The organism is Streptomyces sp. NPDC004732 (assembly GCF_040609235.1).
Taxonomy (GTDB): Bacteria; Actinomycetota; Actinomycetes; order Streptomycetales; family Streptomycetaceae; genus Streptomyces.
In genome coordinates this window covers 182373-194033 of the sequence record NZ_JBEXJR010000002.1, presented here as the reverse complement: position 1 = coordinate 194033, position 11661 = coordinate 182373, and the positions used below count along the sequence as shown (strand labels likewise).

General features: G+C 68.8%; 15 protein-coding genes. 1 reads left to right on the top strand and 14 read right to left on the bottom strand.

The features are described 5' to 3' along the window. Positions 1–25: 25 nt before the first annotated feature. The 12 genes from ABZV77_RS05335 to queC all read right to left on the bottom strand — a co-directional run bounded on the left by ABZV77_RS05335 (position 26) and on the right by queC (position 8989). On the bottom strand, positions 26–607 hold the full coding sequence (locus ABZV77_RS05335) for a PIG-L family deacetylase (RefSeq protein WP_356250543.1): 582 nt from the start codon (positions 605–607) through the stop codon (positions 26–28). A 26-nt stretch (positions 608–633) separates the two neighbouring features. After that, entirely contained in the window at positions 634–1509 is an 876-nt protein-coding gene (locus tag ABZV77_RS05330; RefSeq protein WP_356250541.1) for a 5'-3' exonuclease H3TH domain-containing protein, read from the bottom strand. Next, positions 1509–2645: a glycosyltransferase family 4 protein gene (locus ABZV77_RS05325; RefSeq protein WP_356250539.1), complete on the bottom strand. Its 1137-nt coding sequence runs from the start codon at positions 2643–2645 to the stop codon at positions 1509–1511. Before ABZV77_RS05325 ends, ABZV77_RS05330 begins: the two co-directional genes overlap by 1 nt. Beyond that, positions 2642–3190 (bottom strand): phosphoribosyltransferase family protein, encoded by a 549-nt coding sequence (locus ABZV77_RS05320; protein WP_356250537.1) that lies wholly within the window; start codon positions 3188–3190, stop codon positions 2642–2644. The genes ABZV77_RS05325 and ABZV77_RS05320 overlap by 4 nt, the downstream gene beginning before the upstream one ends. Further along, entirely contained in the window at positions 3187–4137 is a 951-nt protein-coding gene (locus tag ABZV77_RS05315; RefSeq protein WP_356250535.1) for a radical SAM protein, read from the bottom strand. The genes ABZV77_RS05320 and ABZV77_RS05315 overlap by 4 nt, the downstream gene beginning before the upstream one ends. Then, the gene (locus tag ABZV77_RS05310; RefSeq protein ID WP_356250533.1) at positions 4134–5168 is read right to left on the bottom strand and encodes a glycosyltransferase; all 1035 of its coding nucleotides are present in this window, start codon (positions 5166–5168) and stop codon (positions 4134–4136) included. Before ABZV77_RS05310 ends, ABZV77_RS05315 begins: the two co-directional genes overlap by 4 nt. Continuing rightward, complete coding sequence (locus ABZV77_RS05305) at positions 5165–5620, bottom strand: DUF6884 domain-containing protein (RefSeq protein ID WP_356250531.1); 456 nt, start codon at positions 5618–5620, stop codon at positions 5165–5167. The genes ABZV77_RS05310 and ABZV77_RS05305 overlap by 4 nt, the downstream gene beginning before the upstream one ends. Next, positions 5617–6201, bottom strand: a complete 585-nt coding sequence (locus ABZV77_RS05300) for a formylglycine-generating enzyme family protein (RefSeq protein ID WP_356250529.1) — start codon at positions 6199–6201, stop codon at positions 5617–5619. Before ABZV77_RS05300 ends, ABZV77_RS05305 begins: the two co-directional genes overlap by 4 nt. 5 nt (positions 6202–6206) lie before the next feature. Then, positions 6207–6938, bottom strand: coding sequence for a reverse transcriptase domain-containing protein (locus tag ABZV77_RS05295; protein WP_356250527.1), 732 nt, complete (start codon positions 6936–6938; stop codon positions 6207–6209). Positions 6939–7140: 202 nt separating this feature from the next. Continuing rightward, positions 7141–7902 (bottom strand): 7-carboxy-7-deazaguanine synthase QueE, encoded by a 762-nt coding sequence (locus tag ABZV77_RS05290; RefSeq protein ID WP_356250525.1) that lies wholly within the window; start codon positions 7900–7902, stop codon positions 7141–7143. Next, a complete protein-coding gene (locus ABZV77_RS05285) occupies positions 7899–8294 on the bottom strand; it encodes a 6-carboxytetrahydropterin synthase (protein WP_356250524.1) in 396 nt (131 codons plus the stop codon). The genes ABZV77_RS05290 and ABZV77_RS05285 overlap by 4 nt, the downstream gene beginning before the upstream one ends. Further along, entirely contained in the window at positions 8291–8989 is a 699-nt protein-coding gene (gene queC / locus ABZV77_RS05280; RefSeq protein ID WP_356250522.1) for a 7-cyano-7-deazaguanine synthase QueC, read from the bottom strand. Before queC ends, ABZV77_RS05285 begins: the two co-directional genes overlap by 4 nt. 241 nt (positions 8990–9230) lie before the next feature. Here queC and ABZV77_RS05275 point away from each other — a divergent pair, with 241 nt between their 5' ends. After that, positions 9231–10700 (top strand): peptide deformylase, encoded by a 1470-nt coding sequence (locus ABZV77_RS05275; protein ID WP_356250520.1) that lies wholly within the window; start codon positions 9231–9233, stop codon positions 10698–10700. A 140-nt stretch (positions 10701–10840) separates the two neighbouring features. Here ABZV77_RS05275 and ABZV77_RS05270 read toward each other — a convergent pair whose 3' ends face one another. Continuing rightward, entirely contained in the window at positions 10841–11044 is a 204-nt protein-coding gene (locus ABZV77_RS05270; protein ID WP_356250518.1) for a DUF5999 family protein, read from the bottom strand. Positions 11045–11109: 65 nt separating this feature from the next. Beyond that, positions 11110–11592, bottom strand: coding sequence for a DUF6082 family protein (locus ABZV77_RS05265; protein ID WP_356250516.1), 483 nt, complete (start codon positions 11590–11592; stop codon positions 11110–11112). Positions 11593–11661 lie beyond the last annotated feature (69 nt).

Sequence of the window (11661 nt, the reverse complement as noted above, 5' to 3'; positions counted from 1 at the left end):
CGCCAGGACGACGCGGTCGAGGGGGTCAGAGGCGGGAAGCGGCCGGCAGGCGTCCCAGGATGGGGACGGGGGTGAAGGCTTCCGCGCGTTCAACCCCGATCCGGCTGCCCCACAACGCGCTCAAGTTCTGGGCCATGGGGCCGAAGTGCGCGTCGATCGGCTGTGATCGGTGCTCGGCGAGTGCGCGCATCTTCTGGTCGTACGTCGTGGTGACGTCGACGATGACCGAGGCGTTGACTGGCCCGCCTAGCGTCAGGGAGTTGTAGCTGTCGCAGGTGTAGAGCCTGTTCGGACAGCCGGTGTGGATGTGTGCCTCGGGTAGGCCGGCCAGTACGGCTGCCGCTGTTGCGCGGTGATCGGGATGGACGTCGTCGAGCGGGTGCGTAATGAGGATGTCCGGCCGGTGCTGGCGTATCAAGTCACCGACCGTGGTGGCATCCAGGGACTCCAGGATTTCGACGTCAATGCCGAGGGTCTTTGCGCTAGCGGCGGCCTCGGCATTGCGTATGTGATCGTGTGACCGGACCACGCCGACGACGCGTGCGTGCTGGGCATGGAGGGCGAGAGTGCCGCCAGCCCACAATTCGAGGTCGTCGGGGTGTGCCATGACGGCTAAGACGGATCCGGGCATGTTCACCACATCCCCAGCTTCTCGATCACATCTGCCGGCTTCGGCAGGGCGGGGCTCGGCCGGCCAGTGGCCTGCCAGGTGATGGGGACGTCGAGGCGCATCCGGCTCAGTGCGCGCCAGCGCAGCACGTCCTGCCACGCCGCCTCGACGGCGGCGCCCTTCGTGCCGGCGAGTCGGCCGCTGGAGGCCAGGTCGTCGAGGGTGAGACCGTCGGCGAGTAGGCCGGCGGCGGTCTTGGCGCCGATGCCCTTGACTCCGGGCATGTTGTCCGACTTGTCGCCGGTCAGGGCGCGGTAGTCGGGCCACTGGGCGGGGGTGACGCCGTAGCGTTCGTGGACCTCGGTATCGGTGATGATCCGCTTGGCGGCGTGGCGTGCCCGGTTGATGATGCGGACACGCTCGCCCTGTAGGAGCTGGTAGTAGTCCTGGTCGGCGCTCATGATGCGGATGGTCCGGTCCGGGTAGCGGTTCACGAGGGTGCCGACGACGTCGTCGGCCTCAGCGTCGTCGATCTCCACCCAGGCGATCCCGTACGCGGTCAGCGCTTCCTTCATCGGCGCCAGGAACTGCAGCGGCTCCAAGGCGGCCGGGGTCTCTTCCCGGTTCGCCTTGTATCCCGCGTCGGCTTCCTTGCGCTCGGCGCTGCCGTGCTCCCCGTCGAGGACGACGCACACCTCGGCAGGTCCCGTGTCCAGGTCGTCGCGAAGGGTCACCCGCAGCAGGGCGAAGAACGCGAAGAGGCCGGTGAGGTTGCGTTGCTTGTCCCGCGAGTAGATCGGGGCGGGGAAGCCGAAGTGACCGCGCCACAGCACGTTGAAGCCGTCGACGAGGAAGAGGGGGGCTACTGAGGAGCGAGACGGGGTGGCTACAGCACCCATCACGACACCGCCTTAGAAAATTGCAGGGCGATTCGGTCGGGCCTGTAGTCCTGAGCCAGGTGGTACATGGCCTTTGCAGTTCGCCCGTAGGCTATCGGATCGCCCAGGAGTACATCGGCAGCTTCGAGGAGCGTGTTGGGGTCGCGCCGTGCGTCGCCCGTCAACTGCCGCTCCGGGGAACTCTGTTCGAGGAGTGCGGGGAGGTTCCCAACCGGGTAGCTCACCACGGGCGTGCCCACGCTCATCGCTTCCAGGGCGACCAGGCCGAAGGTCTCCTTCTCCGAAGGAACGATTACCACGGCGGCGCCGGCGAGCCAGCCGGGTACTTCGTGCCAGGCCAGGCCCTGCTCGAACAGGGTGATGTTCGGCGCGGCTGCCACGAGGCGACGGCATTCCTTCAGGAGCCGGACTTGGGATCCGCGCGCGTCCTCGAACCCGGCGTGCGCGACCATCACCTCCAGGCGCCGGCTCCAGCCAGCCGCAGCTGTCAGCAGCGGGACGAGTCCCTTCTCGTGGCCGAGGCGGGCCAGGATCCGCACCGGTGAGGATCGGCGTTGCTCGATGATGGCGTCGTCCGGAGGCTCGGGCAGCGGATGAAGGAGCGCGTTGGGTACTACGCGCCAACCGCGGGTCGGCCACCCCGCCACGTCGGCTTCGGCCTGCACCACCGGCGACGGAATGATCACCCTGTCCGCGCGGGACAGTGCAGCGGGCGCGTCCTCTACGTTGGGCAGGACATGCGCGGCGAGCACTCGGCGGACACCGTCGGGCAGGTCAGCGGCCAGCCTTCCGAGTCCCCACAGAGCGTCGGTGAAGACGACGGTATCGGCGCGATGCCGGGCGATGATCTCCCACAGCCGGGCCTGGAGCTTGTCCTCGCCCTTCACGATGGCCTCGCGCAGGACATCGTCGTCGCACGGGAACGTCACCGGAAGATCGAGCAGTTCAACGGCAACACCGCCGAGGGCAGGCTCGCCCTCTTGGGGCACCGCGGTGGCGATAGCCACGCGGTGCCCAGTCTGGGCCAGGCCGGTGGCGAGCGCCGCCGTGGCGCGTTCGATGCCGGCAGGAGCATCCATCCGCCAGGAGGCGAGGACGAAGACGACGCCGCGCGGTGTCGAGGGGGCCTCGGTCATGGCGTGCGGATCCTCTCGGGAGAAGGCAGCGGATAGACCGCAATTTCGGGACGGGGCTCCCACGGGAAGACCACCCAGTCGTCCACGTCCCAGACCCACCAGTCGGGGCGCACAGGACTGCCCACGTTGCGGCACAGGGCGACCGTTTCCACGTGGGCGCCCCGTGCCAGGCGAGGACCGAGTGCGCCGGTGACGGCGGTGAAGGTGGCTCCGGTGCCACAGATGTCGTCGACCAGGAGGATGCGACCGCCCAGGGCGTCGGGAAATCCGTCCGGGATGCTCACCGCCACCGTGCCGGTGGCTTGGGTATAGAGCGCGTCGGAGCTGTTGTGCCTCGCCTCGACATGGCACACGGGAACGTCGAGCCGAGCGGCTATCTCCTCGGCCGGCGTCCTTCCGCCGCCCGCGATCCCGATCACAGCAGCGGTCGTCCCGGCATCGACGACAGCCTCGGTGAGGAGCGTGAGCGCCGCCTGGTGCGCCTGGGAAGTCAGGAGGTAGGTGGTGCGGTGACGGAATACTCGTTGCGCCTGCGCGGCCGTCATGAGTGGGCCCCCTCGGAGACGGGCAGGTGCAGATCAGCGGCGAACACCAGGGGGTGCGTGGGCTGGATGTCGGTGGCGCCGTGCACATTGCGGTACACCTGGCCGTCGGCACGCACCACGGTGAAGCCCTCGGCCAGTTCTCGGGTCCGAAGCCGCACGCGCACCCCGTCCGGCGCCTGTACTGACGCCACGATGCGCTCGGCGTCAGCGTCGTTGATCATCTCAGTCGCGGCGAGGTTGGCCCCGTCCCCGATCGGCAGCATCTGCAGGAAGGTGACGCCGACAGCACCGAGTTCGGCGGCTAGGTCAGCGACCGATTGGGCGCGGTGGGCGGTGGACTGCATCAGGACCGCGTGCAGCTGTACCGGCACATTGAGAGCGACCGCAGCCCGGACGCCGGCCACCGCCCGATCGAAGCTGCCGCTGCCCCGCCAGTGGTCGTGGGAGGCGGCGTCGGGCCCGTCAAAGCTGACGCGCACTGCGTCCACGGCCGGGGCGAGCTCGCCTGCTCGGCGCTGCAGGTGCCAGCCGTTGGTCGTACAACTGACCGCGGCTCCCTGGCTGGCACAGGACTTCAGCAGGTCGGGCAGGCGACGCAGTAGCAGCGCTTCTCCCCCCGAGATGTCGATGCCGAGGGTGCCGCACGTGGCGAGGATGTGAGCGATCCGCTCGCGGTCGGCGCCGCCGCTCTCGGTGAGCGTCTTGTCGTCGAGGCACTGCGGGCACTCCAGATTGCAGCGGACGAGCGGTGACCAGCAGATGTTGAAGGGGAGGTGGGTGGCCACCTGCCGCTGAGAGGTGGTGGGCCATGCGGCCACCTCCGCGTCGTCCAGCAGCAGTCGCCCGGTGGCGAGGTGGCGGCCGGGCACGTGGGTGAGTTCCGTGGCCGGGTCGTACACCAGGGGTGTGCCACCCAAGACGTCCGCCGCGAAGATCCTGACAGTCATCGTGTGATCACCTCGGACTGGGCCAGGACCTGCTCGGTGGAGTTCTGGAAGGACGCGGCTCGGCCCGAAGGGGCGGGGCCGTCGAGCAGCATGCGGTAGTAGGCGAGCGTGTCCGGCCAGCTGGCGAGCTTGCTGCGCCACTGGTCGCTGGCGTCTGGTGGGTCGAGGTGGAAACCGACGCACTGCCGCAGCGGCACGACCAGGGTTCCTGCTGCGATCAGGGCGGCGCCGATGTGGGTGTCCTCCATTCCCCAGCCGATGCGGCCGAAGGCCGGATCAAAGCCGCCGACCTCAAGCACTTTGGCGCGCGGCACGGCCAGCAGGGCGGTGACGACCATGCGCGGGAGGTCCCAGTCCAGATATGTGGCCCCGTAGCCGAGCTTCTGGAAGTCCTCGGTTTCCTCCAGCGGATGGCCGGTGGTGGGGCCGTCCAGGACGACACCGGTGTACAGCTGCGGACCGCCCGAGCTGCGCCAGGTGACACGGTGGTCGGCGGTCAAGTCTGCAGTTCCAGCAGGTACTTGGCTGCTGCCGTCGAGGGCGGGTGTGTAGGGCGCGTTGTGCCGAAAGCCCACGAGTACGGTGTCCGGTCCGCTGCGGGCGGCCATGTCGGCAAGGACATGAGGCGCGATCACCATGTCCGCGTCCAAGAAGACGACGGTGTCGGCGGTCGCGAGTGCGGTGCCCGCGTTCCGTGCCGCAGCGGCGCCGCACGGCTCGGGGAGCCGGGCTAGCACGTCGACGGCGGGGTGGCCCGCGGCGATTTCGGCAGTCGCGTCACTGGAGGCGTCATCGACGACGATGATCTCCACGGAGCCGCTGGTGTCCTGCACGGCGAGCGCGTCGAGCACGGGGCGCAGTGAGTGTTCGGTGTTGCGAGCGGGGATGACGACCGACACGGCCCGGCCGGCTGCCAGAGCAGCGGGGGTGGGGGCGTGCCAGGACAGACCGCTGCGCGCTTCGAACTCGGCGCGCAGCGTGCTGTGGTCGTTGGGGCGGGTGGCCAGGGTTTCGGCAAGGGTGATGGTCACGGCCAGTTCCATTCGTCGAGTACGGCGGCGGCCTGCGACCAGCCGCGTGGGTCGGGGATCCAGTGCACGAGCGGGCGGTCTTCGTCGGCGAGCAGGTCGGCGACCAGGACCAGGTAGAGCGGCTCCGCGACGACCAGGAGCCGGGCCGGGACACCGAGCGCATCAATGCGCCAACGCAGCTTGCGGTGCACCTCTGGTCGCAGAGCTGCGGCCTGCTCGGCGGTGAGCGGCTGGTCGTAGGGCAGCAGGGGGGTGTCGGCGCTGACCAGGCCGTGCCGGGCGGACAGAAAGAAGACGCGCTGGCGCAGGGCAGGGTGCGCACCAACGCGTTTCCGCAGCTGTGGCGCGATGCCGCCGGCGTACAGGTTCAGAGCGGGAAGGGGGATGTGCGCGTCCGTCTTCCGGCGCGAGCATCCGGCAAGGACCATGGTCCCGGGCAGCGGCGTGCTCACGGTTCACGCACCACCCGGAACCCGATGCCGTCCGACTCGAGTTCGGCCGGGGCGGCGTTGAGGAAGGTCGACCTGGCGTACAGGGCTGGGGAACCGTGGGAGCCGCCTCGAATGATGGACCCGTTACCGAGGGTGCTGCTGCTGGTCCACTCCCAGACGTTGCCGGCCATATCCAGCAGCCCCTCCGGTGTCGCGCCGGCGGGGTACGCCCCGACGGGCGTCGTATCGCCTGGACCGTCACGCAGGTTGGCTCGCTGCGGCGTGGGCTCCTCATCACCCCAGGGGTAGATGCGGCACGTGTGGCCGGAGGCCGCCCACTCCCATTCGACCGAGCGGGGCAGACGCCCGCCCATCGCTCGGGCAAGGGCCGCAGCGTCCTGTTGGGTGAAGCCCGTCAGGGGCCTCTCGTCCCATCCGCAGGCGAGTTGGGCGGGGGTGAGTACGGTCCGCGTCCATTCCAGGGTGCGCACCCGGATGGGGCGCTGCTGATCGCCGAAGCGGCACACGCCGCCCTCGACCCGAACCCAGCGGACCGTGGCTCCCGCCGAGTCGACGAGAGCGGTCATCGAGGTCTGGGGCATGCCGGTCACCCACTGATCAGGAACAGGTCCTCGGCGTGGGCCGAGGAGCGGATGCGGCTCTTCTCCGGGTGTGGGCGCAGGCCCACAGCGGCGAGCGAGGTCACCAGCACGCCGTACGCGTACTCGGCGTCGCTACGGCTCTCGGCGAAGAGGCAGAAGTTGTCGGCGAAACGGACCACCGTGAGCCCCTGCAACTGTGCGTCCACCTGGGACAGCCGCAGATTGAGGAGGAGCGGGCTCAGCCCGCACCCCGGCACGATCGGGTCAGGCAATACCTCAAGGGCGGTGCGTACCCGAGAGAGGAACGTGCCGTCGTGGACGTGTGCAGACAGCCAGTCGACGACCTCTTCCGACCGCGCGCCGGCCGACGCCTGTTGAACATCGACGTCGACCACCCACGTCCGCCCCTGGGCGAGGTGCACGGCGGACTGGCGCAGCGAAGTGAGCCGATTGCGGCCCCGGCGGAAGCCCGAGACCCACGGCGCGAACGCGGTCTGGTCGAGTACCGGCTCGACGGCGCGGCGCATCGCCCGGTGAACCACCCGGTCGCGGACCGTCGGGATCACCGTGTCGATGTGCTTGCCCGTGTACGCCACCACGTGCGACGCCCTCAGCGGACCGGGCTGCCAGGTGCCGTGGTGCAACTGCTCGCCCAGTTCGTCGAGGCGCTCTCTCAGCCCGGTGCGGAACCCTGCCCAGCTCAGCCCGTCGGCCCCCGGAGAGGAAGCCCGACGCATGCATTCCCTTGCCGCCCGCTTGAGGTGTGCCGGCTCGATCAGGAACGGCATCAGTGAATGAGCAGACGCAGAAGGCGAGTTGGGCGCTACAGTGGGGGAAGCCTGGGTGGCTGGAACGATCCCGCCCTCCCCTTGGTGGCCGCTTCCCAACACGCGCGGCCGGGGAGAGTGGGAACGACGGCCCCACCCAGGCGTTGTCGTTTCAGCGGCCACGCTCGTCCTCCCACAGTTCCACGTGCAGCCGAGGGCTGAGATTCCAGCCACGCGCCAGCGTCTCCTTCGCGATCGTCCGCAGCCCTTGGCGCACAGCATCGGAGGACGTGCCCTCGGGCATCACCCAGACTTCGTCCATCGCGAACCGCTCGACGAGCTGGGCGATCTCCATGAACTCCGCTACGTCGCACACCACGAACTTGAAGCGGGCTTTGCCCGACGCGACGAATGCGTCGAGCGCCGCAGGGACTATGCGCATCACCTCGCGACCACCGGCAGCGGCCAGCTTCGGGGACACGTTGAACGCGTCCACGGCCGCGACGACCGCCTCGTTCGGGATCAGCGTTCCGTTCGTCTCGATCTCGACCTCCCGGCCCGCCGCGTGCAGGCCGGCCACCAGACGCTCCAGCGCCACGCCCTGGACGAACGGCTCGCCTCCGGTGATCACAACGAGCGCGCCCGGATGGGCCAGGACCCACGCGATCAGCTCGTCCAGCGTGACGCGGCGCCTGATCTTCGGATCCTGCGGGTTATATGTCTTGAAGTCCCAGGTGTACGCGGTGTCGCAGGACCACCGGGCCCCCCGGCCCTGACCGCAGGACAGATTGCAGTGGCTCAGCCGAATGAACACAGCCTGACGCCCGATCGACGGGCCCTCGCCCTGGAACGTCGGCCCAAATGTCTCGGCTATGAACAGTCCCCGGTCGTCGACAGCCGCTTGGCCCAGTAAGTGCAGCGCGCCCGCGTTCATCCCCGGATCACCTCGAACTCCGCCCACGACGACGGGGTTTCCGACACCCGCACCTTCTCCAGGTGGCCAGCGACCGCCGTCTCGACGTGCTCGATGAACCACTCGGCGAAGAAGCGCGCGAGGTTCTCCGACGTCGGCTCGACGGGCAGGACCTCGTTCAGCACCCGGTGGTCTAGGACGTCGTCGATGAACGTCTTCACCGGGGCGAGGTCTCCGAAGTCGGTGACGAAGCCAGGGCTACTCAATCCGTCGGAGGTCAGGACGATCTCGACTGTGTACGTATGGCCGTGCATCCGGGCGCACTTGTGCTCCTCGGGCAGGCCCGCCAGCTGGTGGGCGGCATCGAAGGAGAACTGCTTTCCGATCCGGTACCGGCCTGCGAGCGCGGTCACCGGGCCACCCCCGCGGCGTACGCGGTCGGATCGGGGACTTCCGCGAGGGCGAACGCCTCACGCCGCTCGGTGCATGTGCCGCACGTGCCGCAGTGGACCTCGCCGCCCTTGTAGCAGGACCATGTCAGCTCGAATGGCACCTGCAGTTCCGCGGCCGTCTCCACGATGTCTGCCTTGGTGACATTGAGGAACGGCGCCACCAGCTGGAAACCTTCTGCCAGGAAGCCCTCGTTGCCGGCCCTGATCGAGGCGGCCAGCTTCTCGAAGAACTCCGGGCGGCAGTCCGGATAGATGAAGTGGTCGCCCGCATGCGCCCCGAAGGCCACCGCGTCCGCCTTGGATGCGACGGCCACTCCAGCGGCCACCTCCAGCATGATCGCGTTGCGGTTCGGCACGACTGTGATCCGCATGGATTCGTCGCTGTAGTGGCCATCCGGCACCGCGACCCCGGTGTCCGTCAGGGCAGACCCGCCCAGCAGGCGCCCGACGCTGGTCAAGTCGACCACCTCATGTGCGGCGTCCAGCAGGGCGGCGATACGGGCCGCGCTCTCCAGCTCCTTGCGGTGGCGCTGGCCGTAGTCGAAGGACAGCAAGCTCACGCTGGACCCCTGTGAGGCCAGCAGGTACGCCGCGGCGGTGCTGTCCAGCCCGCCGGAAGCAATCACGACCGCGTGACGCGGCACATGCCCAGTCATCTCCGAACCCTTCGAGATCCCCCACGCGATCCAGCGCGAGGAAGTGGAGTGAGTCCGCCCTCGGTGAGGGGCGGCTGTCGGACGAGGTCGCCGCAGCGACAGGTGGAGGCGGCGGGCGCGGCGCCCACGAGTGCGACCGGGGCCGCCGCCTAGCACCATTGGGCTCCTGGCGGGCAGGATGAGGCGACCATGAGGAGCACTCACTCACGATCTTCCTCAACTCCCGGAAAGGACTGCCGCCTTGGAGAGCGAGGAGCGGGGCACCTTCGCTGCCGAACTCACGCACTGGCGCACGGTGCGAGGTCTGTCGAAGGCAGCCCTCGCGGGCCGTCTCAGCATCGACCCCTCGTACGTCAGTCACATGGAGGCCGGCCGTGAACACGGCAGTTCCCAGCTCGCCCGCCGAGCCGACGCCGAACTCGACGCCGGCGGTGCTCTGTGGCAGGCATGGCAGCGCACCGACGCTTCGCCGCATGCGGCCGAGCAGACCGACCCTCCGTCCGGCACGGGGCTGCTGGTCCTGGAGGACGAGGCGGCACTGAGCTACGACGGCCGCGTCTTCCACCTGAAGATGCGCAGGCTCCTGCGCAATCACGGAAGCGAGCCGGTCACCCGCTACCTTGTCCGCATCGCCGTGGACCGCTTCCCCGCCGAACCGGAGCGCTCCAACGCGCTGTACCGGCGCAACCCGCTCACGTGGGAGGAGCTGGGCCTCACGGCGCACTGTGGAACCGAGCCAATGGGCTGGACCGTGAAGCATGACCGCGACGCGTTCAAAGAGGTCTGGCTCCAGTTCCAGAGCCCCACCAGCCGATTCCCGTTGTACCCGGGCCAGGAGGCGGAGATCACCTACTCGTACTCCGTCGGTGCCGAGAAATGGGGCCCCTGGTTCCAGAGAGCCGTCAGGCTTCCCACCCGCCGCCTCGCCGTGGAACTTGCCTTCCCGCGCGATGCCGAGCCGACCGTATGGGGCACCGAGACGTCCATGAGCGCGGATTTCGCGCCGCTGCGCACACCGCCCCAACGTACAGAGAGGGGAGGCCAGTCGGTCTTCTCCTGGGCCACGGTCGATCCACCCCTGCACGCCCGTTTCCGCCTGGAATGGCGCCTCAAGAACGTCACAGACACGGAAGTGAACGACCCAGTGAACACGCTCTCCGCGAGCCAGGCGATGGCCAACGCCGGCATCGTCCAAGAAGGCAACCCAGTCCTCGCCCGCGCTGCCCGCCCCTTCGACCTGCCTGCCGAAGCCGACGAGGCCCGGCGCGTCTTGCGTGAACTGCACGCAGCCGTCGACCGTGTCCGCCAGCTGCACACGTTCGGCAAGGGAATGGGTATTGCGGCTCCGCAGATCGGCATCGACCGGTCCGCAGCCCTGGTGTTCCCCCCGGAGGCCGGTGCCGCGCCCATCGAGCTGCTGAACGCCACCGTCACGGAGGTATCCGAAGAGGAGGACGAGCAGTACGAAGGGTGCTTGTCCTTCTTCGATGTCCGCGGGCTTGTTCCCAGGGCCCTGAGCATCGTCGTCGCGCACACCGACGTTGACGGAGCGACGCGGCTGTCCCGCTTCTCCCGTGGCATGAGCCGCCTGGTCCGCCACGAGATCGACCACCTCGACGGTGTCCTGTACCGCGAGCGCATGCGCGCCGGCGTAGTCCCGATTCCTGTTGAGGAATACCGCGGCACCGGCCAGCAGTGGTCCTACGAGTGATCTCGGGGCGGCGGCCGGAGCCAGCAGCCCTCGACGACTTCGCACGCGTTCGTCGGCGCCACCTGACCTCGGCTGCGAGCGGCCCATGTCAGGCCGCGCGAGCAGATGGAGGCAAGGGCGCCGGACCCTCTGTTCGTCCTTCACGCGGCCATCACCTGACCGGCAACGGGGGCACGGTTCGGGGCGATGATCTGCCCGTCGGGGAGCAGCTCTCCGGTGTCCTCAAAGCGCAGGATGCCGTTGCAAAGCAGGCTCCAGCCCTGCTCGTGCCAGGCTGCAGCGACGTGTGCGGCGTCGCGGTCAGGTCTGCTGGCGGGTGGACAAGTCGGGGAGTGTTGGCACATGTCAGACCTCGTGGATGACGTTGGTCGGAATTCGGGGATGGGCGGCAGAGGCTCGGCGGCGGGGACTAGAGCGCCGAGGCCGGCTTGAGCTCGCTGTCGGGGTACTGGCCGGGGCCGCCGGCCTCTTCGTAGGCAGCGTTGAGCAGCCCGACGTGGATCCGGTCGCGCCGGTTCCGGGACTGCCCAGCACGCCTGTGGCGGGTCAAGGCCCATGCCTTGAGGCCGGTGGGGTCAGTCATGAAGCTCGTGGCGTTCTCGCGGAGTACGTTGGGCGTGTGTACGCCGAGATTGAGGCCCGTGCGCCAGAACTCGAGCCACCACTGGCACATCAGGAGTGCCCCCGATTCCTCCTGCTTGACGTGCTCGGGGTAGTTGCGTACCCAGATCGGGTCCAAATCCGGATGAGTCGTGGCGACTTGAAGCATGCGGCCGTGGGCTTTGTGTATTTCCAGCTCCAGCAGCTGCCTGTGCTGGCGGTGCTGTTGGATCGTGCGCACGGTCGTGGCGGCTGCGATGGTGGCGGCCAGCGCGAGAATTGAACGACTCATTGTGGTACCTCACTTGCTCGCTGGGGCGGAGGGGTGGCGCGTGGGATGCCGCGCGCCGACGTGGACGTC